General features: G+C 61.5%; 18 protein-coding genes. 11 read left to right on the top strand and 7 right to left on the bottom strand.

All coding sequences use genetic code 11. From position 1 onward, the window contains the following. Positions 1-30: 30 nt before the first annotated feature. Positions 31-1584, bottom strand: coding sequence for a sigma-54-dependent transcriptional regulator (locus ACZRMO_RS13195; protein WP_463973137.1), 1554 nt, complete (start codon positions 1582-1584; stop codon positions 31-33). Positions 1585-1841: 257 nt separating this feature from the next. On the opposite strand from ACZRMO_RS13195, the gene phhA reads away from it, so the two are divergent. From phhA to ACZRMO_RS13210, 3 genes are all read left to right on the top strand, one after another. Then, positions 1842-2633, top strand: coding sequence for a phenylalanine 4-monooxygenase (phhA, locus tag ACZRMO_RS13200; RefSeq protein WP_463973138.1), 792 nt, complete (start codon positions 1842-1844; stop codon positions 2631-2633). A 97-nt stretch (positions 2634-2730) separates the two neighbouring features. Continuing rightward, complete coding sequence (locus tag ACZRMO_RS13205) at positions 2731-3087, top strand: 4a-hydroxytetrahydrobiopterin dehydratase (RefSeq protein WP_017735186.1); 357 nt, start codon at positions 2731-2733, stop codon at positions 3085-3087. Then, on the top strand, positions 3087-4280 hold the full coding sequence (locus tag ACZRMO_RS13210) for an amino acid aminotransferase (RefSeq protein ID WP_463973139.1): 1194 nt from the start codon (positions 3087-3089) through the stop codon (positions 4278-4280). The genes ACZRMO_RS13205 and ACZRMO_RS13210 overlap by 1 nt, the downstream gene beginning before the upstream one ends. 125 nt (positions 4281-4405) lie before the next feature. Here the strand turns inward: ACZRMO_RS13210 and ACZRMO_RS13215 are convergent, their stop codons facing one another. Then, on the bottom strand, positions 4406-5215 hold the full coding sequence (locus ACZRMO_RS13215; RefSeq protein WP_463973140.1) for a UDP-2,3-diacylglucosamine diphosphatase: 810 nt from the start codon (positions 5213-5215) through the stop codon (positions 4406-4408). Positions 5216-5351: 136 nt separating this feature from the next. Here ACZRMO_RS13215 and ACZRMO_RS13220 point away from each other — a divergent pair, with 136 nt between their 5' ends. From ACZRMO_RS13220 to ACZRMO_RS13230, 3 genes are all read left to right on the top strand, one after another. Continuing rightward, positions 5352-6098: an AraC family transcriptional regulator gene (locus tag ACZRMO_RS13220; RefSeq protein ID WP_463973141.1), complete on the top strand. Its 747-nt coding sequence runs from the start codon at positions 5352-5354 to the stop codon at positions 6096-6098. Positions 6099-6198: 100 nt separating this feature from the next. Beyond that, positions 6199-7083 (top strand): DMT family transporter, encoded by an 885-nt coding sequence (locus ACZRMO_RS13225; RefSeq protein ID WP_463973142.1) that lies wholly within the window; start codon positions 6199-6201, stop codon positions 7081-7083. A gap of 128 nt (positions 7084-7211) precedes the next feature. Continuing rightward, positions 7212-7493 (top strand): hypothetical protein, encoded by a 282-nt coding sequence (locus ACZRMO_RS13230; RefSeq protein WP_463973143.1) that lies wholly within the window; start codon positions 7212-7214, stop codon positions 7491-7493. A 37-nt stretch (positions 7494-7530) separates the two neighbouring features. On the opposite strand, the gene ACZRMO_RS13235 is transcribed toward ACZRMO_RS13230, so the two are convergent. Next, on the bottom strand, positions 7531-7818 hold the full coding sequence (locus tag ACZRMO_RS13235) for an Rdx family protein (RefSeq protein WP_124526539.1): 288 nt from the start codon (positions 7816-7818) through the stop codon (positions 7531-7533). Positions 7819-7902: 84 nt separating this feature from the next. Here ACZRMO_RS13235 and ACZRMO_RS13240 point away from each other — a divergent pair, with 84 nt between their 5' ends. Next, the gene (locus tag ACZRMO_RS13240) at positions 7903-10092 is read left to right on the top strand and encodes a patatin-like phospholipase family protein (RefSeq protein WP_463973144.1); all 2190 of its coding nucleotides are present in this window, start codon (positions 7903-7905) and stop codon (positions 10090-10092) included. Between the two features lie 594 nt (positions 10093-10686). Here the strand turns inward: ACZRMO_RS13240 and ACZRMO_RS13245 are convergent. Both ACZRMO_RS13245 and recQ read right to left on the bottom strand, forming a co-directional pair. After that, on the bottom strand, positions 10687-11121 hold the full coding sequence (locus tag ACZRMO_RS13245; protein WP_017734658.1) for a MarR family transcriptional regulator: 435 nt from the start codon (positions 11119-11121) through the stop codon (positions 10687-10689). Between the two features lie 121 nt (positions 11122-11242). Further along, positions 11243-13369: a DNA helicase RecQ gene (recQ, locus tag ACZRMO_RS13250; protein WP_017734657.1), complete on the bottom strand. Its 2127-nt coding sequence runs from the start codon at positions 13367-13369 to the stop codon at positions 11243-11245. 276 nt (positions 13370-13645) lie between these two features. Between recQ and ACZRMO_RS13255 the strand changes: the two genes are divergently transcribed. The 3 genes from ACZRMO_RS13255 (at position 13646) to ACZRMO_RS13265 (ending at position 18228) form a co-directional block, all read left to right on the top strand. Then, entirely contained in the window at positions 13646-14233 is a 588-nt protein-coding gene (locus ACZRMO_RS13255; RefSeq protein WP_017734656.1) for a UPF0149 family protein, read from the top strand. Between the two features lie 20 nt (positions 14234-14253). Further along, positions 14254-14637 carry a YbaN family protein gene (locus ACZRMO_RS13260; RefSeq protein WP_463973321.1) on the top strand — a complete coding sequence of 128 codons (384 nt, stop codon included), beginning with the start codon at positions 14254-14256 and terminating at the stop codon, positions 14635-14637. A 120-nt stretch (positions 14638-14757) separates the two neighbouring features. After that, entirely contained in the window at positions 14758-18228 is a 3471-nt protein-coding gene (locus tag ACZRMO_RS13265; RefSeq protein ID WP_463973145.1) for a hybrid sensor histidine kinase/response regulator, read from the top strand. 154 nt (positions 18229-18382) lie between these two features. Here the strand turns inward: ACZRMO_RS13265 and ACZRMO_RS13270 are convergent, their stop codons facing one another. Both ACZRMO_RS13270 and ACZRMO_RS13275 read right to left on the bottom strand, forming a co-directional pair. Then, complete coding sequence (locus ACZRMO_RS13270; RefSeq protein WP_124526542.1) at positions 18383-19861, bottom strand: DNA recombination protein RmuC; 1479 nt, start codon at positions 19859-19861, stop codon at positions 18383-18385. A gap of 61 nt (positions 19862-19922) precedes the next feature. Beyond that, on the bottom strand, positions 19923-20246 hold the full coding sequence (locus ACZRMO_RS13275) for a sel1 repeat family protein (RefSeq protein ID WP_463973146.1): 324 nt from the start codon (positions 20244-20246) through the stop codon (positions 19923-19925). Between the two features lie 456 nt (positions 20247-20702). On the opposite strand from ACZRMO_RS13275, the gene ACZRMO_RS13280 reads away from it, so the two are divergent. After that, on the top strand, positions 20703-21008 hold the full coding sequence (locus tag ACZRMO_RS13280; protein WP_463973147.1) for a hypothetical protein: 306 nt from the start codon (positions 20703-20705) through the stop codon (positions 21006-21008). Positions 21009-21369 lie beyond the last annotated feature (361 nt).

A 21369-nucleotide genomic window follows, 5' to 3' on the forward strand; every position in this document is an offset into this window, starting at 1 on the left:
CTGTGCGCAGCGTTTAACACGGCCGCACAATTACTTGAAGATTTTATAGTCACGCAATTTGTTCGCAACCGTGGTGTGGGACACCTCGAGACGCTTGCCCAACTGCCGGCTGCTCGGATGCTCTGTATATAACAGCTCCAGCACCGCCTTCTCAAACCGCCCAACGATTTCTTCCAAACCGCCTTCCAGGGAAAAATCGCCAAGCGGTTGACGTACGCCATAGTCCGGCAGGCGAATATGCTCAGCCTTGACCGTCCCGCCCTCACACAGCGAAACCGCCTGGAACAGTACGTTTTCCAACTGCCGCACGTTGCCTGGCCAATGGTAGTGACTCAAGCGATCCATAGCTGCCGGCGCCAACTTCGGCAGCGGGCAACCAATCTGCCGGCTGGCTTGATCGAGGAAGTGCTCAACCAACGGCGCCAAACCATCCAGGCATTCGCGCAGCGGCGGGATATGCAGCGACAGCACGTTGAGCCGGTGATAGAGATCCTGGCGAAACTCGCCACGGGCGCAGAGTTCCGACAAGTCGACCTGGGTTGCGCAGATCACTCGCACATCCAGATAGACCTCTTCATCGCTGCCCACACGCCGGAAGCAGCCGTCCTGCAAAAAGCGCAGCAACTTCACCTGCAAACGCGCGCTCATTTCCCCGACACCATCCAGAAACAATGTCCCGCCCGCCGTCAGCTCCAACAGCCCCAACTTGCCCTCGGCCCGCGCGCCTTCAAAAGCACCGGGGCCGTAGCCGAACAGTTCGGTCTCGGCCATCGACTCCGGCAACCCGGCGCAATTGAGCGCCATCAGCGGTGACTGCCCACGCGGGCTGGCCAAATGGCAGGCACGCGCGAGCAATTCCTTGCCGGTGCCGGTTTCGCCTTCTATCAATAGCGGCGCATCCAACGGTGCCATGCGCCGGGCTTCACGGACCACGGCCGCCATGACCTTGGAGCTTTGGAAAATGCTGTCAAAACCACGCAACTCCTGCTTGCGCACATTGTAGATACGCTCACCGACGCGATCGGCGCGGTGCAGGGTCAGCACGGCGCCGGCCATGGCTTCGCTGTCATCATGTTCAGAGGATTGCAGCGGGGCGATGTCCGCGAGGAACACGTCGCCCTTGACCTTGACCCGCAGGCCATTGATCCGCGACTTACTGGCGCGCACCAGTTCCGGCAAGTCGAAATCCTCGGCGTAGCGCGACAGCGGAATGCCCGGCACTTCATCCACGCGCACCCCGAGGAGCTGCGCCGCCGCACGGTTGGCGGCGACGATGGAGCCGCCCATATCAATGGACAGCACCGGAAACTCCAGGGCGCCAAGCAACGCATTCAGTTCCATATGCCGACGCTCACTGGGCATCAGCCCTACACGCTTCACGCCAAATACACCGGCAATCGCTTCGAACTGCGGGCGCAGCGCCTGGAACTGCATGTTCACCAGGTTGGGGCAAAACAGATAGATGGCGTTGCCATGTTCACCGCCGACCTCGCCCTTGGCGACGTTGACGCCGTACTCCACCAGCAGGTTGAGAATGTCCCGCAGGATGCCAATGCGGTTCTGGCAGTGCACTTTGATACGCATGAAGAGGCTCGAAAAATGGGTAGGCGCCGCGTCTTTTTGTCGCTGGGCGCAGATAGTCGTCAAGATTATGTGACAGCTCGTGACCTTTTCCCAGCCCATTGCAACGACTGGCGGCACAATCGTAACGAATACTTTACGAAAACTAGTAACTTTTCCCACATTCCAGCCTGAAACACGGATGGAGTCTTGCTCGGCAAGGGTTATCAATAGGGGCATCGCAGGACATAACAAGAACGAATGCCTAGCAGGAGAGCCGTATGAAGCAGACGCACTACGTGGCCCGCGAGCCCGATGCGCAAGGTTTTATCCACTACCCGCCGGAAGAACACGCGGTGTGGAACACCCTGATCACGCGACAGTTGAAAGTGATCGAAGGCCGCGCCTGCCAGGAATACCTGGACGGCATCGACAAGCTCGGCCTGCCTCACGACCGCATCCCGCAACTGGGCGAGATCAACAAAGTGCTGGCCGAAACCACCGGCTGGCAAGTCGCCCGCGTGCCGGCATTGATCCCCTTCCAGACCTTCTTCGAACTGCTCGCCAACAAGCAGTTTCCGGTCGCGACCTTTATTCGCACCCGTGAAGAACTGGACTACCTGCAAGAGCCGGATATTTTCCACGAGATCTTTGGCCACTGCCCGCTGCTGACCAACCCCTGGTTCGCCGAATTCACCCACACCTACGGCAAGCTCGGCCTCGCCGCCAGCAAAGAGCAACGGGTTTACCTGGCCCGGCTGTATTGGATGACCATCGAGTTCGGCCTGGTGGACACACCCCAAGGCCTGCGCATCTACGGTGGCGGCATTTTGTCGTCGCCCAAGGAGACGGTATACAGCCTGTCCGCCGAACCCGAGCACCAGGCCTTCGACCCGCTGGAAGCGATGCGCACGCCGTATCGCATCGACATCCTGCAACCTTTGTACTTCGTGCTGCCAGAGCTCAAGCGCCTGTTCGAAGTGGCGCAGGAAGATATCATGGGCATGGTCGAACGCGGCATGCAGCTGGGTCTGCACACACCTAAATTCCCACCCAAGCCCAAAGCCGCCTAAACCTCAGTTTTTACGGCCAGGTGAGTCTGTTCCCCGGCCCCGCGTTGCTTTAGGGTGACGCCACTGACCTCATCATTCGAATTCAGGACACTTTCACATGACCACCTTGAACCAAGCCCACTGCGAAGCCTGCCGCGCCGATGCCCCACAAGTCAGCGATGAAGAACTGCCGGTGCTGATCAAGCAGATCCCCGACTGGAACATCGAAGTACGCGATGGCGTGATGCAGCTGGAAAAGGTTTTCCTGTTCAAGAACTTCAAATTCGCCCTGGCTTTTACCAATGCCATGGGTGACATCTCCGAAGCCGAAGGCCATCACCCAGGCCTGCTCACCGAATGGGGCAAGGTCACCGTAACCTGGTGGAGCCATTCCATCAAAGGCCTGCACCGCAATGACTTCATCATGGCCGCCCGCACCGACGAAGTGGCCAAGGACGCCGAGGGCCGCAAGTAATGCACTTTGATGCGATTGGCCGCGTGCCCGGCGACCCGATCCTCGGGCTCATGGACCTGTATGCCCAGGACAGCAACCCGAACAAGTTCGACCTTGGCGTCGGTGTCTACAAGGACGACCAGGGCCTGACGCCGATTCCCCACTCTGTGAAGCTGGCCGAACAGCGCCTGGTGGACACGCAAACCACCAAGACCTACATCGGCGGCCATGGTAACGCAGCGTTCGGCACACTGATCAGCCAACTGGTGCTCGGTGCCCACTCGGCACTGATCCACGCCCGCCGCGCCGGCGCCACCCAGACCCCGGGCGGTACCGGCGCCCTGCGCCTGAGCGCCGACTTCATCGCCCACAGCCTACCGGGCCGTGGCGTGTGGCTGAGCAACCCGACCTGGCCGATCCACGAAAGCATCTTTGCCAAGGCCGGCCTCAAGGTCAGCCACTACCCCTACGTGGGCGCGGACAACCGCCTGGATGTGACGGCCATGCTTGCCACCCTGGCCACCGTGCCCAAGGGCGACGTGGTGCTGCTGCATGCCTGCTGCCACAACCCGACAGGGTTTGACCTGTCCCAGGACGACTGGCGCCAAGTGCTGCAGATCGTGCGCGAGCGCCAGTTGCTGCCCCTGATCGACTTTGCCTACCAAGGCTTTGGCGACGGCCTGGAGCAAGATGCCTGGGCCGTGCGGCTGTTTGCGGCCGAGCTGCCGGAAGTGCTGGTCACCAGTTCGTGCTCGAAGAATTTCGGTCTGTACAGCGACCGTGTCGGCGCGTTGATTGTGTGTGCGGCGGATGCCGAGAAGCTGATCGACGTGCGCAGCCAACTGGCGAATATCGCCCGTAACCTGTGGTCAACGCCGCCGGATCATGGTGCGGCTGTAGTGGCGACGATCCTTGGTGATACCGAGCTGAAAACGCTGTGGAGCGGTGAAGTGGAAGCCATGCGATCACGGATTGCGCAGTTGCGCTCCGGGCTGGTGGAAGCCTTGGCACCCCACGGTTTGGCTGAGCGGTTTGCGCATATTGGTGCGCAGCGTGGGATGTTTTCCTACACCGGCTTGAGTGCCGAGCAGGTCAAGCAACTGCGCGAGAAGCACAGCGTGTATATGGTCAATTCGGGGCGGGCGAATGTGGCCGGGATTGATGCCACACGACTGGCGCTGCTTGCCCAAGCCATCGCTGACGTCTCCAACTGAAGAAACCCAATCTAAATGTGGGAGCGGGCTTGCTCGCGAAAGCGGTGGGTCAGTCAATGATACTGTGACTGAAAGACCGCATTCGCGAGCAAGCCCGCTCCCACACTTGGACCGAGTACAACCTTTCAGCCAGCGACCATCTCCGCCCTGAGCTGCGCTTCCTTCGCCTGCGCATCCGCCAACCGATACAACTCGATCTGCCCATCCCAGTGCTCGATCAACGCCGTGCACGACTCCACCCAATCCCCGCAGTTGAGGTAATCCACCTCGCCCACCTTGCGAATCTCCGCATGGTGGATGTGCCCGCACACCACGCCGTGCAGCTCGCGCTTGGTCACTTCGTGGGCGATGGCTTCTTCGAAATCGCTGATAAAGCTCACCGCCGTCTTCACCTTATGCTTCAGATACGCCGACAGCGACCAGTAGCCGTAGCCATACCGCGCACGCCAGTGGTTGAGCCAGCGGTTAAGGGTGAGGGTGAATTCGTAGGCCGAATCGCCAAGGAACGCCAGCCAGCGGTGGTAGCGGGTGATTACATCGAATTGATCGCCGTGGATCACCAGCAGATGCCGACCGTCTGCCGTCACGTGCACCGCTTCATCCACCAACTGGATATTGCCCAGGATCAGCTTGGAATAGCGGCGCAGGAATTCGTCGTGGTTGCCGGTGACGTAGATCACCTCGGTGCCGCGTTTGGCCATGGTCAGCAGGCGGCGGATCACGTTGGTGTGGGCCTGGGGCCAATACATGCCGCCGCGCAGTTTCCAGCCGTCAATAATGTCACCCACCAGGTAGACCTTGTCGGCGTGGTAACCCTTGAGGAATTGCGACAAATGTTCCGCCTGGCAATCCCGGGTGCCCAGGTGCACATCGGAAATCCACAGGGTACGCACCCGTTGCTTGCGGCTGGGCTTGGTCAACTCGGCACTGGTCATGGGCATCCCTCGACGCTGTTTTTGCGAGCTTGCGCCAAGGCGATTAATAGCCCATGACAACTGTGAGTCAGTCTGATGACAGCGCTCAGGGCCCGCAAAGCGTTGTAGACTGCGACAGCCTGCCCAGGAGACCGCGATGAGACCGATCCTCACGCTACGCCATTACACCCAAGCGCCAATCGACCACAGCCATGACCATGCGCAGCTGGTGTTCGGCCTGTCCGGGCACCTGGATTTCGAGGTCGAGGGCCGTGGCAGCCAGGTGCGTGAAAGCAGCGTGATGGTACTGCCCTACTCCGCCCACCACGTCTGCGACAGCCGCGATGGCAGCCGCTGCCTGGTGCTGGATGTGCCTACCGAGCACTGGGTGGTGCAGTCGCTGGGGGAGCATGCCGATGCCAGTCGCCGCTTGCTCGATCAACCGACGCGCCTGGCCCTGGACGCCCGACAACACCAGTTGGTGCAATGGCTGGCGCACAGCCCGGTGAACGACCCGCTGATCGTGCAGCAAGGCGCGGTGCTGCTGCTCGCCAGCCTTAACCATCAGCAAGAGCTGCTGCCGGGCAAGCGCCTGCCGTATGCCGCGTTCAATGCGCACATTGAGCGCCACGTCGCCCACCCGCTGCAGGTCGCCGACCTCGCGCGCATCGCCGACCTGTCCCCGGCGCGCCTGCACGCACGGTTTATGGCCGAATGCGGGCAGACGCCCATGGACTACATCCGCAGCCGTCGCCTGCAGATGGCCTTCGACCTGCTGCGCGGAACACCGCTGCCCATCGGAGAAATCGCCGAGCGCGTCGGCTATAGCTCGCAAAGCGCCTTCGCCGCCGCGATGCTGCGGGAATTCGGCGCCTCCCCCGGTCAGTTGCGTCGCGCACCGTAGCAAGAGTCCCGCGACAAACAGCGCGAGCCCGACGACAGACGCCCAGGCCTGCCACCCTCTAGACTGGGTTTTTCGTCACCCCGTACGTTCAAGGACCGCAATGACTCCCCGTTCAGCCCTCGGCGCCCTGCATATCGGCGCATTGATGTTTGGCCTCACCGGCGTATTCGGCAAGCTGGCGGCCGCCTCGCCGGCCATTATTGTGTTTGGCCGCGCCGCGTTTGCCGTGCTCGCCCTGGCGGTATTCGCACGCTTCGCCAGCAATGCCCCGTGGAAACAACTGCAAAGCCGCGACTGGCGCCGACTGCTGGGCAGCGGCGTATTGCTGGCGGCGCATTGGGTGACGTTCTTTATGGCCGTCAAGGTGGGCGGTGTGGCGGTCGCTACCCTGGGTTTTACAGCGTTCCCGGCGTTTACCGTGATCCTCGAAGGGTTGATTTTCCGCGAGCGCATCCGCGCCAACGAAGTACTGCTGGTGGTCTTGGTCAGCATCGGCCTGGTGCTGGTCACCCCGGACTTCAACCTTGCCAGCGAAGCCACCGGCGGCCTGTTGTGGGGCATCGCCTCGGGGCTGTTGTTTTCGTTGTTGTCGCTGAACAATCGCGCCAGCTCCGGGAGAATTCCCGCCGTGCAGGCAGCGCTGTGCCAGAACGTGGTGGTCGCGGCGTTGCTGTTGCCCGTGGCGGCGCCCGGGCTGGCGGATGTGCGCGGCATTGACTGGTTGTGGATCGGCTTGCTGGGGGTGTTCTGCACCGGCCTGGCCCACAGCCTGTTTGTCGCCAGCCTGGCGGTGATCAAGGCGCGTACCGCGTCGGTGGTGTTTGCCATGGAGCCGGTCTATGGCATTACCGTGGCCTGGCTGTTGTTCGCCGAAACCCCGACGCTGCGCATGCTCCTGGGTGGCGCGCTGATCATCCTCGCCATCGTGCTCTCGGGGCTGATGGGCAGCGCCAGCCAGGCCAAACAGCCGACGGCAACGGCCTGATCTATACTCTGGCGATCCGCAACAGTCTGTCGTCGTTCAGCGGATAAAGACTCCTCGACGACAGCCCTGACGTTTGAAGTTGCTGCAAGCGAGTGGTCACTCCATTAACGCTATGCAGGGGTTTCATCATGGAAACACTTATCAGCTTGCTGGTGCAGATCATCAGCGGTGCCGTCGGCGGCAACTTGGCCGGCATGACCAAACAGAGCCTGGGGAGCGGGCTCAACACCCTTCTCGGCGGTGTTGGCGGCCTGGTCCTGGGCCAGATCATTGCGCAACTCACCGGCACCGCCAGTGGCGCGGCACTGGACGTGGCGACGGTGGGCACCAACATTGCCAGCGGTGGCCTGGGTGGCCTGGTGCTGACGTGGGTTGTCGGGTTCATCAAGCAGAAGATGGCCGCCAAGTAGCAGCGTCCCGGTCACCGCTCCCGCGGAGCGGTGACCTTCACTGCGTGCGGTCGTTATGCCCGAGGTCGCGCTGCGGGTCGATCTGATCACGCACCCGCTGCTTGAGGACCTTGGCTTCCGGGAAGCCACCGTCCTGTTTACGCTCCCAGATCTGCACGCCATCGCAGGTGATGCGAAACGCACCGCCGGTGGCCGGTTCCAGCGACACTTTGCCCAGGTCATCCGAAAACGTACTGAGCAGCTCCTGGGCCAGCCACGCCGCGCGCAGCAGCCACTGACACTGGGTGCAATAGGTGATGACGATCTCGGGCTTGTTCATGGACATAACTTGAGAGGCTCCTGGGGTAACGGGCTCGGCTGATCGGGTGGCTATAATAGCGGCCTTTAACGCCGAGCCTTGAGATTCATGATGCGCCGCCTGTTGTCCTGCCTGTTGCTGTGCCTGCTACCCCTCCTCGCCCAAGCCGTCGAAACCCCACGCCCGAAAATCGGCCTGGTGCTCTCCGGCGGCGCCGCCCGTGGCCTGTCGCACATCGGCGTGCTCAAGGCGCTGGAGGAGCAAGGCATTCACATCGATGCGATTGCCGGCACCAGCATGGGCGCGGTGATTGGCGGGCTGTATGCGTCGGGCTACAAGATCGACGAGCTGGAAAAACTGGCCCTGAGCATCGACTGGCAACAGGCGCTGTCCGACGCGCCGCCACGGGAAGACGTACCGTTCCGACGCAAACAGGATGACCGCGACTTCCTGGTCAAACAAAAACTCAGCTTTCGCGACGACGGCAGCCTGGGCTTGCCACTGGGCGTGATCCAGGGCCAGAACCTCGCGCTGCTGCTCGAAAGCATGTTCGCCCACAGCAGCAACACGCGCAATTTCGACAAACTGCCAATCCCGTTCCGTGCCGTAGCCACCGATATCACCACCGGCGAAAAGGTCGTGTTCAGCAAGGGCCACCTGCCCCAGGTGATCCGCGCCAGCATGTCGATCCCGGCAGTGTTTGCCCCGGTGGAGCTGGACGGCCGCCTGCTGGTGGACGGCGGCATGACCGACAATATCCCGCTGGACGTGGCGCGGGAGATGGGCGTGGACATCGCCATTGTGGTGGACATCGGCACCCCACTGCGCTCGCGCAAACAACTGGCGACGGTGGTGGATGTGCTCAACCAATCCATCACCTTGATGACCCGCAGCAATTCCGAGGAACAACTCAAGGCCCTGCACCCCAAGGACGTCCTGATCCAGCCGCCCTTGGCGGCGTTCGGTGTGACCGATTTCGGCCGTGCCAAAGAGATGATCGACGCCGGCTACCGCGCCACCCGCGCCCTCGACCTTCGCCTGGCCCACCTGCGCCCCGCAGAGCCGGTCGACCCGCAACTGGTGGCGGCGCGCACACCGGGCGAGCGCACGCCGGTGATCACCGCCATCACCGTGGAGAACGACTCGAAAGTCAGCGAAGACGTGATCCGCTACTACATCCGCCAACCCCTGGGCGAACCGCTGAACCTGGGGCGCCTGCAAACCGATATGGGCACCTTGTACGGCCTGGATTACTTTGAGCAGGTGCAATACCGCGTGATCAAAAAAGGCCAGGACAACACCCTGGTGATCAGCGCACGGGGCAAACGCAGCGGCACCGATTACCTGCGCCTGGGCCTGAACCTGTCGGACGACATGCGCGGCGACAGCGCCTTCAACCTCGGCGCCAGCTACCGCGTGAATGGCATCAACCGCCTCGGGGCCGAATGGCTGACGCGGGTACAGATCGGTGACCGCCAAGAGCTGTACAGCGAGTTCTACCAACCGATGGACACGGGCTCGCGGTACTTCGTCGCACCTTACATCAGCGCACAGGCGCAGAACGTCGAGCTGATCCTGGACAACGACCCCATCTCCGAATATCGCCTGGAACGCTACGGTTTCGGCTTGAACGTGGGCCGCCAGATCGGCAACAGCGGCGAAATCCGCTTCGGTGTCGGTGAAGCCTGGGGCAAGGCGGATGTGCGCATCGGTGATCGCGACCTGCCGAGCGTGAGTTTCAGTGAAGGTTTCTACGAGTTGAAGTACTCCTTCGACTCCCTGGACAACGTGTACTTCCCCCACACCGGTGAAGACATCGGCCTGGCCTACCGCGAATTCGAACCGGGGCTGGGTTCCGACCAGCGCTACCGGCAGTGGGAGTTCAAACTGGACAAGGCCATGAGCAATGGCCCGGACACTTTGGTGCTGGGCGGGCGCTACGGGCGTACGCTGGATAAGTCTGACGTGGTGATTTCCAGCTTCCTGCTGGGTGGCGCGCGGCAGCTGTCAGGCTTTCGTGAAGATGCGATTTCTGGGCAGAACGTCAGCCTGATGCGGGCGGTGTACTACCGCCGGCTGACGCCGCGCTCGTACTTGCCGCTGGATTTCCCGCTGTACCTGGGGGCCTCTCTGGAGCGAGGCCGCGCGTGGAACAACGACAATGAGTTCGACAGCGGTTATATCAACGCTGCGAGTATTTTCCTGGGGTTTGATACGCCGCTGGGGCCGCTGAATTTCAGCTATGGGTTTAACGATGATAATCAGAAGGCGGTGTATCTGAATCTGGGCCAGACGTTCTGACACTGTTGGAGCTGGCTTGTATGGGGTTGGTTTTTGTGGGAGCTGGCTTGCCTGCGATAGCCTTTTTCCGCAGGCGCTCGAGCTTTGGCAGGTGTATGCGGTCCAAATGTGGGAGCGGGCTTGCTCGCGAAGGCTATGTGTCGGGCGCTGGAGCTTTTTGGTCGGAGTACATATCCAGTGCTGCGGTAACGGCCACTTAGGGTTCCGCTCTTACAGCGGCTCACTTTTGAAAAGGCCCAAAAGTAAGCAAAAGGCCTTCGCCCCACCACTCGGCACCTCGCCTAGGCTCGGTGTTCCCTCACTCCGGCTTGAATCCGTGGGCCGCCGTCATGGGCCATCCCTGGCCCAGGACGGCTAACCCGGCGTCCTGCCGGGTTACCCACGGATTCAAGCCTGCGTTCGGCCAGCGTGGTTAACGGGGCGCCTAAGATCAAAATCAAAAGCCAAATCAAAAGCCAGAGCCAGAGCCAGAGCCAGAGCCAGAGCCAGAGCCAGAGCTTCGGGTTTTGACAGGTCCAGTAGTTGTGTAGATACCGATGGCCATCGCAGGCAAGCCAGCTCCCACACAAGCCAGCCGCCACATATCTTCTAGGATCAGGACTTTTCCAGATTCGCCAAAATGTGTCCATGCACGCGCATGCACACCTTCATATCCTCTTCATCCACTCCCACAAACAGCTCATGCCGTAACGCCGTCGCGATGGTTTCGATTTGATCAATCAACGGGCGGGCCGTGTCGCACAGCAAGATGCGCTTGGCGCGGCGGTCTTCTACCACGGCCTGGCGTTGCACCAGGCCCTGGCTTTCGAGGCTGTCGAGCAAACGCGCCAGCGTTGGCCCTTCGACGCCAACACTTTGTGCCAGCTCACGTTGGGTAGGCGCTTCTTCAAAACGCGCCAGGTGCAACAGCACCAACCAGCGCGCCTGGGACAAGCCCAGCCCCGCCAGGCGGCGATCCAGCTCGGCGCGCCAACCTCGGGACATTTGCGCCAACTGCATGCCAAAACGGTGTTGATCGGTTAACGGCATAAAAAACTCATGATTTAGACTGAAAACAAAGTGTGGCTAATTATTAGTCAGCTAAGCATGAGCCCTGCCAGTAGGCAAGAGGTGCTATGTACTGATTCGTTACATTGTCGTAATTGGCGCACTAAATTTCGAATTCAGACTGCAAAGCGGCACGTACACAGTACAAAACGCCCTCAGGCACGCGCCCGGTGAACAATGGCGCGATTTCCGCGACCGGCGGCAATTCGCCCTCGCCGTCAAGGAATGCATCCTGGATTTCACCCAGCAAGTCTTCCGGTAAATCGAGGGCCTGCTCCAGCGACAGCTGTTGCGCGCCGATGGACTCGGCCAGCAAGGTGTAGACGTTCTTCTCCGAACATTGCAGTTGCCCGGCGATCTGGATCGGCGTCATGCCCGCACGCGCCAGGCTGATCAGCTCGTGGCGGATATCAGCGACTTCCTTCGGCGCTTCGGCCTGGCCGCCGAGGACTTCGAGGAAGGCCTGGCCATAACGCTCCAGCTTGCGCGCACCCACGCCACTGACCCGGGCCATTTCCGACATGGTTGTCGGCTGCTCGCGCAGCATCTCCAACAAGGTGGAGTCGGGGAAGATAACGTACGGCGGCACGCTGTGTTCCTGGGCCAGCTTGCGGCGCAGGGTGCGCAAGGCTTCCCACTGTTCGCGCTCTTCGCCACGGACCAGTTGGCTGGCCTGGCTGGTGCTGGTCTTGGCGGTGGTTTGCGGCTTGAGGTCGCGACGCAACTCCAGGCTGACTTCGCCCTTGAGCAGCGGCCGGCAGCTGTCGTTCAGGCGCAGGCCGCCATAACCCTCGATGTCGATGTCCACCAGGCCACGCGCGACCATCTGCCGGAACAGCGAGCGCCACTCGCCTTCGGCGCGGGCCTTGCCGACGCCGTAGACCGAGAGTTTCTCGTGGCCGAAGCTGCGCACCTTCTCGTTGTCCTTGCCCAGCAACACATCCACCAGATGGCCTACGCCGTAGCGCTGGCCGGTGCGGTAGATCGCCGAAAGGCCCTGGCGCGCCGGTTCGGTGGCATCCCAGGTCTGCACGCCGTCGGTGCAGTTATCACAGTGGCCGCAGGGCTCGGGCATGTCTTCGTCGAAGTACGCGAGCAGGGTCTGGCGGCGGCAGCGGGTTTCTTCGCACAACGAGAGCATGGCATCCAGTTTGTGCTGCTCCAGGCGCTTGTGACGCTCGTCGCCCTCGGAGTTTTGCAGCATCTGCTTGAGCATCACCACGTCTTGCAGGCCGTAGACCATCCACGCATCCGCCGGCAGGCCATCACGGCCGGCGCGACCGGTTTCCTGGTAATACGCCTCAAGGGACTTGGGCAGATCCATATGCGCCACAAAACGCACGTTGGATTTGTCGATACCCATGCCAAACGCGATGGTCGCCACCATGATCAGGCCTTCCTCGTTGAGGAAGCGCTTCTGGTGCGCCGAGCGCGTTTCATTGGGCAGGCCCGCGTGGTAAGGCAGCGCCGGGTAGCCTTGCTCGCAGAGGAACGCGGCCACTTCATCGACCTTCTTGCGCGACAGGCAATAGACGATGCCCGCATCGCTGCGCCGCTCCGACAGGAAGGCGAGCAACTGCTTGCGCGGCTGCTCCTTGGGCACGATGCGGTAGAAAATATTCGGCCGGTCGAAGCTCGACAGGAAGCGTTCGGCGTTCTGCAAATGCAGGCGCTCGACGATTTCTTCGCGGGTGCGCTTGTCGGCAGTGGCGGTCAGCGCGATGCGCGGTACATCGGGGAACAGCTCGGCCAGTTGCCCCAGTTGCAGGTATTCTCGGCGGAAATCGTGACCCCATTGCGACACACAGTGGGCCTCGTCAATCGCGAACAGGGCAATTTCCAGGCTCTGCAGGAAGGCCAGCATGCGCGGCTGCACCAGGCGCTCGGGCGCCAGGTACAGCATCTTCACTTCGCCGCGCTTGATCCGCGCGGCCAGGTCGCGCTGCTGCTCGGCGCTGAGGGTGGAGTTCAACGAGGCAGCGGCAACACCGAGTTCTTCGAGGGTCGCGACCTGATCGTCCATCAACGCGATCAGCGGCGACACCACCACCGCCAGGCCATTGCGCAACAGCGCCGGCACCTGGAAGCACAACGACTTGCCGCCGCCGGTAGGCATCAATACCAGGGCATCGCCGCCACTGGCCACGCGCTCAATGATCGCACCCTGGCGGCCACGAAAACTGTCGTAGCCGAAGATGTCCTTGAGGACGCGTTGAGCCTGCTCGAGCATGTATAACTCCAAAATATCGCCGAAATCCCTCTGTACAGGCTGGCCGAAAAAACCCGGCCTCACGGAAAATAATCCGTAAGCGAAGTTTTCGCGGGTTGGCGCTTGGCCTGCAGGGGCATCACAAAACGCGGCAGTATACCCGAGCAGCACCCGGCAAAGGGCGCGGCTGACGAATAGCGACGGCTATCTAAAAGCTGGCAAATATGCAGTGCGGCTGGCCTGGGCGCTCAAGAAAGCCTAGAATTCAGCATCGTTTATTCCCAAGGTAGTCCTTCAATGTCCTTCGCTGAGCAACTAACCCGCCTGCAAGCCTTCCTCGACGCCGATGAGCTGCATGACGAGGCGCTGGACTACGTGGCCGCCCACGGCTACCTGACCGCCCTGTCCATCTGTTCCGAAGAAGTACCGGATCGTGAGTGGATCGACGCCCTGTTCGCCGAAGAGCCGCACTATGCGGACGCCGCCCAGCGCGAAGAAATCGAATCGACCCTGATCGCCCTCAAAGCCCACATCGGTCGCCAATTGGCCTCCGACGAGGAATTCGAGCTGCCATGCGACCTCGACCTGGGCGAAGAGCCGGATGACTCCGACCTGCGCGGCTGGTGCATCGGTTTCATGGAAGGCGTGTTCCTGCGCGAAGCCGCCTGGTTCGAAACCGCCGAGGAAGAAGTCAGCGAAATGTTGCTGCCGATCATGGTCGGTTCGGGCCTGTTCGACGACCAGCCAGAATTCGCCGACATCGCCTCCGACGCCAACCTGATGGACGACATGATCGTACAGATCCCGGAAGCCCTGACCGCCTTGTACCTGCTGTGCAACGCCCCTGACGAAAAACCGGCGATCCTCAAGCCACGTCACCACTGAGTCGCGTGCCCGTGACACCCATGGGCAACCGCTCGCCGCTCCTGCGTTACGCACTGCTGGCCATCGGCTGGCTGAGCGTAGCGCTGGGGGTAATCGGCATTTTCCTACCGGTATTGCCGACCACGCCCTTCCTGCTCCTCGCCGCCGCCTGCTTCGCCCGCAGCTCCCCGCGCTTCTACCACTGGCTGGTGGAACACCCGCGCCTGGGCCCGTGGATTCGCGACTATCTGGACGGCAATGGCATCCCTCTCAAAGGCAAGGTCTACGCCATCGGCTTGATGTGGCTGAGCATCGGCCTGTCCTGCTACCTGGTGCCGCTGCCGTGGGCACGCGGGTTCATGCTGATCAGCGCCGTGCTGGTGACGATCTACATCCTGCGCCAGAAGACCCTGCCGCCGCGCTAAACGCGCGCCTGCGACATTCCCCCTCACGCGACCTTGGTCGACACTGACTAACCCCCAGCATCATGCGAAACTGCCCCACCGGGCCTGGAATGCCTGGGTGTTCTTCTGCTCGGAGTTACCATGACGCTGTCCAGCGGGCTGATCGCCGCCGTTGCCTTGGCCTATATGGCCATTATGTTTGCCATCGCCTTCTACGGTGACCGCCGCCGTGCGCCGCTGCCACCACGCGTGCGCGCCTGGGTGTACAGCCTGTCACTGGCGGTCTACTGCACCAGCTGGACCTTCTTCGGCGCTGTAGGCCAAGCTGCCGAACAACTGTGGGCGTTTTTACCGATCTACCTGGGACCGGTGCTGCTGCTGGTGTTGGCACCCTGGGTATTGCAAAAGATGATCCTGATCAGCAAGCAGGAAAACATCACCTCCATTGCCGACTTTATCGCCGCGCGCTACGGCAAATCCCAGTCCCTGGCGGTGGTGGTCGCGCTTATCTGCCTGGTCGGCGTGCTGCCCTACATCGCCCTGCAACTCAAAGGCATCGTGCTCGGCGTGAACCTGCTGATCGGCGCCGGCGCAGACACCACCGGCACCCGCGCCCAGGACACGGCGTTGATCGTGTCACTGGTGCTGGCGCTGTTTACCATCGTCTTCGGTACCCGCAACCTCGATGCCACCGAACACCACCGAGGCATGGTGCTGGCGATTGCGTTTGAATCGCTGGTCAAGCTGTTCGCCTTTCTCGCCGTCGGCGCGTTTGTGACCTACGGCCTATACGACGGTTTCGGCGACCTGTTCAACCAGGCGATGCTCGCGCCGCGCCTGGAGGAATACTGGAAAGAAACCGTCAACTGGCCGTCGATGGTGGTACAGACTGGCGTGGCCATGATGGCAATCATCTGCCTGCCACGGCAGTTCCATGTGACAGTGGTGGAGAACATCGACCCCCAGGACCTGCGCCTGGCCAAATGGGTATTCCCTGCCTACCTGATCCTCGCCGCGCTGTTCGTCATCCCTATCGCCCTCGGCGGCAAGATGCTGCTGCCCGGCTCGGTGCTGCCGGATTCCTACGTGATCAGCCTGCCGATGGCCGAAGCCCATCCCGCTCTCGCCGTACTGGCGTTTATCGGCGGCGCGTCGGCGGCCACGGGCATGGTGATCGTGGCGAGCATCGCCCTGTCCACCATGGTCTCCAACGACATGCTGCTGCCCTGGCTGTTGCGCCGTTCCAGCGCCGAGCGACCATTCGAAGTGTTCCGCCACTGGATGCTGTCGGTGCGCCGGGTCAGCATTGTGATCATTCTGTTGCTGGCCTACGTGAGCTACCGCTTGCTGGGCTCCACGGCGAGCCTGGCGACCATCGGCCAGATCGCCTTCGCCGCCGTGACGCAACTGGCACCGGCCATGCTCGGCGCGCTGTATTGGAAACAAGCGAACCGGCGTGGCGTATTTGCCGGTTTGGCGGCGGGCACTTTCCTGTGGTTCTACACCCTGGTCCTACCGGTGACGGCGAAAAGCCTCGGCTGGTCCTTAAGCCTTTTCCCCGGCCTGACGTGGATGCATTCCCACCCGTTTGGCTTGTCGGTGACCTCACTGACCCTGGGCACCGTGTTTTCCCTGGCGGGCAACTTCACCCTGTTCGTCTGGGTGTCGATGCTGTCCCGCACACGGGTATCCGAGCATTGGCAGGCGGGACGCTTTATTGGCCAGGAAATCAGCCAGCGGGCCAATGCGCGCTCGATGCTGTCGGTGCAGATCAGCGACCTGCTGAGCCTGGCGGCGCGTTTTGTCGGTGAAGAGCGCGCCCAGCAGAGCTTTATCCGTTTCGCCTACCGCCAGGGCAAAGGGTTCAACCCCAACCAGAATGCCGATAACGATTGGATCGCCCACACCGAACGCCTGCTGGCCGGCGTGCTTGGCGCATCGTCGACACGGGCTGTGGTAAAAGCCGCGATTGAAGGCAGGGAAATGCAACTGGAGGACGTGGTACGGATCGCCGACGAAGCCTCCGAGGTGCTGCAATTCAACCGGGCGTTGTTGCAAGGCGCGATTGAAAACATTACCCAGGGCATCAGCGTGGTGGACCAGTCCCTCAAGCTGGTGGCGTGGAACCGCCGTTACCTGGAACTGTTCAACTACCCGGAAGGCTTGATCAGCGTCGGCCGGCCGATTGCCGACATCATTCGCTACAACGCCGAGCGCGGCCTGTGCGGGCCGGGCGAGGCGGAAGTGCATGTGGCGCGCCGCCTGCACTGGATGCGCCAGGGCCGCGCGCACACCTCCGAGCGCTTGTTCCCCAACGGGCGGGTGATCGAGCTGATCGGCAACCCGATGCCGGGCGGTGGTTTTGTCATGAGTTTCACCGACATCACCGCCTTCCGCGAAGCCGAGCAAGCGCTGACCGAGGCCAACGAAGGCCTGGAACAACGGGTGACCGAGCGCACCCATGAACTGTCGCAGCTGAATGTGGCGCTCACCGATGCCAAGGGCGTGGCCGAGTCCGCCAGCCAATCGAAGACGCGCTTCCTCGCCGCGGTCAGCCATGACCTGATGCAACCGCTGAACGCCGCACGGCTGTTCTCTGCCGCGCTGTCCCACCAGAATGACGGGCTGTCCGGCGAAGCGCGACAATTGGTGCAGCACCTGGACAGCTCGCTGCGCTCCGCCGAAGACCTGATCAGCGACCTGCTGGACATCTCGCGCTTGGAAAACGGCAAGATCAACCCCCAGCGCCAACCCTTTGCCCTCAATGAACTGTTCGACACCCTCGGCGCCGAATTCAAGGCCCTGGCCCAGGAACAAGGCTTGCGCTTCCGCCTGCGCGGCAGCCGCCTGCGGGTGGACAGTGACATCAAGTTGCTAAGGCGGATCTTGCAGAACTTTCTCACCAACGCCTTCCGTTATGCCGACGGCCCGGTGCTGCTTGGCGTACGCCGGCGCAAGGGCGAATTGTGCCTGGAGGTGTGGGACCGTGGCCCCGGCATTCCGGTGGATAAACAGAAGGTGATCTTCGAAGAATTCAAACGCCTGGACAGCCACCAGACCCGCGCTGAAAAAGGCCTGGGCCTGGGCCTGGCGATTGCCGATGGCCTGTGCCGCGTCTTGGGCCACCGCTTGAGCGTGCGCTCATGGCCCGGCAAAGGCAGCGTGTTCAGCGTGCGCGTGCCATTGGCGCGCAACCAGGCGAGCCCGCAGGTGAAGAGCACGCAAGAAAGCGGCTTGCCATTGAGCGGTGCGCAAGTGCTGTGCGTGGATAACGAGGAAAGCATCCTGATCGGCATGCGCAGCCTGTTGAGCCGCTGGGGTTGCGAAGTGTGGACTGCCACCGACCAGGCGCAATGTGCCGCGCTGTTGGCCGATGGCGTGCGCCCGCAACTGGCCTTGGTGGATTACCACCTGGACCATGGCGAAACCGGTACCGAGTTGATGGGCTGGCTGCGTGCGCAATTGGCGGAGCCGATCCCCGGCGTGGTGATCAGCGCCGACGGCCGACCGGAGATGGTGGCCGAGGTGCATGCGGCGGGGCTGGATTACCTGGCCAAGCCAGTGAAGCCGGCGGCGTTGCGGGCGTTGCTGAGTCGGCATTTGCCGCTTTAACCCGCCTCGACTGATGATCGTTCCCACGCTCTGCGTGGGAATGCTGCCGGTGACGCTCTGCGTCACGCCTTCAAGAACGGACGCAGAGCGTCCGAGGATGCATTCCCACGCAGAGCGTGGGAACGATCAACAGCTCCCCTACTTTGATCAGTGTTTATTCGGGGAGATGGGCTACGCCATCGGAATCGGTCATAGCCCGTTCCAACAGATCTGCGGGGAGGCTTTTGCTGGCGCGCGCACCCAGCAACCTTAATTGCTCGGTACGACTGACCAGATTTCCGCGTCCATCTGTCAGCTTGTTCCGCGCCGAGCTGTAAGCCTTATCCAACTGCTGCAGCCGATTGCCCACTTCATCCAGATCCTGGATAAACAACACGAACTTGTCGTACAGCCACCCGGCACGCTCGGCGATTTCCCGCGCGTTCTGGCTTTGCCGCTCCTGCTTCCACAGACTGTCGATCACCCGCAGGGTGGCAAGCAACGTGGTCGGGCTGACGATCACGATATGGCGGTCGAACGCCTCCTGGAACAGGTTGGGCTCGGCCTGCAACGCCGCGGAAAACGCCGCTTCGATCGGCACGAACAGCAGCACGAAATCCAGGCTGTGCAAGCCTTCCAGGCGCTTGTAATCCTTGCCGGCCAGGCCTTTGACGTGATTACGCAGGGACAGGACGTGCTGCTTCAACGCCGCCTGGCCGATCACCTCATCATCCGCGCCCACATACTGTTGATAGGCGGTCAGGCTGACCTTGGAGTCGACCACCACCTGCTTGTCGCCGGGCAACATGATCAACACGTCCGGCTGGAAGCGCTCGCCGTCCGGGCCTTTGAGGCTGACCTGGGTCTGGTACTCGCGGCCCTTTTCCAGGCCAGCGTGTTCCAATACGCGTTCGAGGATCAGTTCGCCCCAGTTGCCCTGGGTTTTCTGGCCCTTGAGGGCGCGGGTCAGATTGGTGGCTTCGTCGGACAGACGCAGATTCAGTTGTTGTAGGCGTTCGAGCTCCTTGGCCAGGGAAAAGCGCTCACGGGCTTCATTCTGGTAACTCTCTTCCACGCGTTTTTCAAAGGACTGGATGCGCTCTTTCAGCGGATCAAGCAACTGTCCCAGGCGCTCCTGGCTGGTTTCGGCAAAGCGTTGTTCACGCTCATCAAAGATCTTGCCGGCCAGCTCGGCGAACTGCGCCCGCAGCTCGTCACGCGAGCCTTGCAGGTCGGTGAGGCGTTGTTGATGGCTGTCCTGTTGCTCGCGCAACTCAGCGCGCAGCGAGGCCGACAACGCGTCGAGGCGACGCAGTTCGGTGTCCTTGGCGTTGCGGTCGAGGTTCCAGGCATGGGCGGCGTCGCGGGCGTTGTCGCGGTCGATCTGCAGCAGTTCAACTTCGCGGCGCACGGCAGCCAGGTCGGCTTGCTTGGCCGCGTTGGCCTGGCTCAGGTCGCTGATTTCATCGCGGCTCGCATCCAACTGGGCAGCCAGGCCTTCCTGGGCCATCTGTGCAGTGGCCAGACGCTCTTCGAGCAATTCCCAGCCGGTGGTGCGTGCGGTCAAGCGCCGCTGCAACTGCCAGCAAAGAGCCAGTAGCGGCAATCCAGCGCCAGCGAGGCCCAGGGCAATACCTGTCCAGTCAAAAGCCATAGCCATTTCTGCCATCAGCGAAAAAGAGAGAGGTTAACGGAGCACAGGGCGTGGCGACAGCTCAGTCTTCGACCTGGCCCAGTTCACGCTGGGCACGCCGATCACCCGCACGGGCCGCCAGGCGCAGCAGATCATGGCCGATGCGGCGGTCGCGCGCATTCCCGCATTCGCGGCACATCAATTGGCCCAGGCGGCTCTGGGCGGCCACGACGCCGTCACGGGCAGGCTGCTTGAGCAAGCGCCCGGCAAAGTGTTTGACGTTGGTGTTGTGCCCCAGCCGAGGACTGTCGAGCAACCACAAGGCAACCTTCATGGAAAAGCGCTTGGGTGCGGTAACAGTTTGGGGGGTGTCGGTAACAGAAGGTGATACTGAGCGAAACTTCATAAAGCACTGTGGGACAGAACGGAAGGCGCGCCACTCTACTCTTTTTTTCGTACAGGTAAAGCTGAAAAAACGCGGCACGCCCGTTCTAGAGCAAGCGCTCGGGACAATCCACAGAAGCTGTGGATAAGTCAGTGGACAACCGTGCTTAAACTCACGCAAAGGCCCATGCAGCGGGGGCCGCAGTCAAACTGACGCTTTTTTCACCAATTAAAAAAAGCGAGATTTTTCATTGACTTAAATTTCCACCGCAGGCTAAAGGCAGCCCTTCGAAGCAGTTGACAGGTTGGTTACACACATCGCAACTAATGTGCACAAGTACCCATCCGATGGTTATATCGCCGGTTTTTTTAAAGCGTTTGCTCGCAAAAATGTTACCGCTGCCGCGAATCGGCCACTTTTCAAATCCTGGCCGGCTCGCCACACTGCTCCACCGATAGCGCAACGTTGAGTGAGCCGATGAAAGGGATATTGTTGTTCGCCGTGTTGCTACTGGCGATCTGTGCGACATCGTTGGGGATCAATGCGGCGCTACCCTCCCCCGACGGTGCGTTGTTTGCCATCGCCATTCTGTTGTCAGCCGCCTTTACCGCCGTGAGCCTGTGCATCGAACTGGGCGACGGCCGGATCAACGACATGCGCGACGTGATGAACGTGATCGAGGCCGGCCAATCATTGCGCCTGACCCTGGCGGCCTACGCCCTGGGCTGCTCGCTGGCCGCAGCCACCACGGTGCTGGTATACCGCAGCCTGCTAGGAGGTTGATTGAATTTTTTTGGCTAGCACACTTTCTTTCCTTGTTTCAATCCGTTACTATCCGCGGCGTTAGTACCAAGCTGAAAGTCAATTCTGGTCGAACAACTCCCCCGAACAACGCGGGATCGACCACCTCGATGGTTTCCAGGTATCACTTGCGACGACACTGCCTTTGCACAAGCGAAGGGTGACGCGAAGTCTTGATATTCTGACCGAACCAACCTGCAAATTGATCAGGATCTTCACCCCGGGCCCAGAACCTTTGCCCCTGTTGTGTTGCCTGCCCTCCTAAGTACCTACCTGCCAGCCCAAGCGCGCCTAACTTATCAGCGCTTCAAACTGGCTGCTTTGTTCCAGTCGGTTTCTTCGT

Source organism: Pseudomonas sp. B611 (assembly GCF_055407965.1).

Coding starts and splice junctions, on each gene's coding strand:
- ACZRMO_RS13195 (WP_463973137.1), bottom strand. CDS start 1,584: ATGCGTATCAAAGTGCACTGCCAGAACCGCATTGGCATCCTGCGGGAC.
- phhA (WP_463973138.1), top strand. CDS start 1,842: ATGAAGCAGACGCACTACGTGGCCCGCGAGCCCGATGCGCAAGGTTTT.
- ACZRMO_RS13205 (WP_017735186.1), top strand. CDS start 2,731: ATGACCACCTTGAACCAAGCCCACTGCGAAGCCTGCCGCGCCGATGCC.
- ACZRMO_RS13210 (WP_463973139.1), top strand. CDS start 3,087: ATGCACTTTGATGCGATTGGCCGCGTGCCCGGCGACCCGATCCTCGGG.
- ACZRMO_RS13215 (WP_463973140.1), bottom strand. CDS start 5,215: ATGACCAGTGCCGAGTTGACCAAGCCCAGCCGCAAGCAACGGGTGCGT.
- ACZRMO_RS13220 (WP_463973141.1), top strand. CDS start 5,352: ATGAGACCGATCCTCACGCTACGCCATTACACCCAAGCGCCAATCGAC.
- ACZRMO_RS13225 (WP_463973142.1), top strand. CDS start 6,199: ATGACTCCCCGTTCAGCCCTCGGCGCCCTGCATATCGGCGCATTGATG.
- ACZRMO_RS13230 (WP_463973143.1), top strand. CDS start 7,212: ATGGAAACACTTATCAGCTTGCTGGTGCAGATCATCAGCGGTGCCGTC.
- ACZRMO_RS13235 (WP_124526539.1), bottom strand. CDS start 7,818: ATGTCCATGAACAAGCCCGAGATCGTCATCACCTATTGCACCCAGTGT.
- ACZRMO_RS13240 (WP_463973144.1), top strand. CDS start 7,903: ATGCGCCGCCTGTTGTCCTGCCTGTTGCTGTGCCTGCTACCCCTCCTC.
- ACZRMO_RS13245 (WP_017734658.1), bottom strand. CDS start 11,121: ATGCCGTTAACCGATCAACACCGTTTTGGCATGCAGTTGGCGCAAATG.
- recQ (WP_017734657.1), bottom strand. CDS start 13,369: ATGCTCGAGCAGGCTCAACGCGTCCTCAAGGACATCTTCGGCTACGAC.
- ACZRMO_RS13255 (WP_017734656.1), top strand. CDS start 13,646: ATGTCCTTCGCTGAGCAACTAACCCGCCTGCAAGCCTTCCTCGACGCC.
- ACZRMO_RS13260 (WP_463973321.1), top strand. CDS start 14,254: ATGGGCAACCGCTCGCCGCTCCTGCGTTACGCACTGCTGGCCATCGGC.
- ACZRMO_RS13265 (WP_463973145.1), top strand. CDS start 14,758: ATGACGCTGTCCAGCGGGCTGATCGCCGCCGTTGCCTTGGCCTATATG.
- ACZRMO_RS13270 (WP_124526542.1), bottom strand. CDS start 19,861: ATGGCTTTTGACTGGACAGGTATTGCCCTGGGCCTCGCTGGCGCTGGA.
- ACZRMO_RS13275 (WP_463973146.1), bottom strand. CDS start 20,246: ATGAAGTTTCGCTCAGTATCACCTTCTGTTACCGACACCCCCCAAACT.
- ACZRMO_RS13280 (WP_463973147.1), top strand. CDS start 20,703: ATGAAAGGGATATTGTTGTTCGCCGTGTTGCTACTGGCGATCTGTGCG.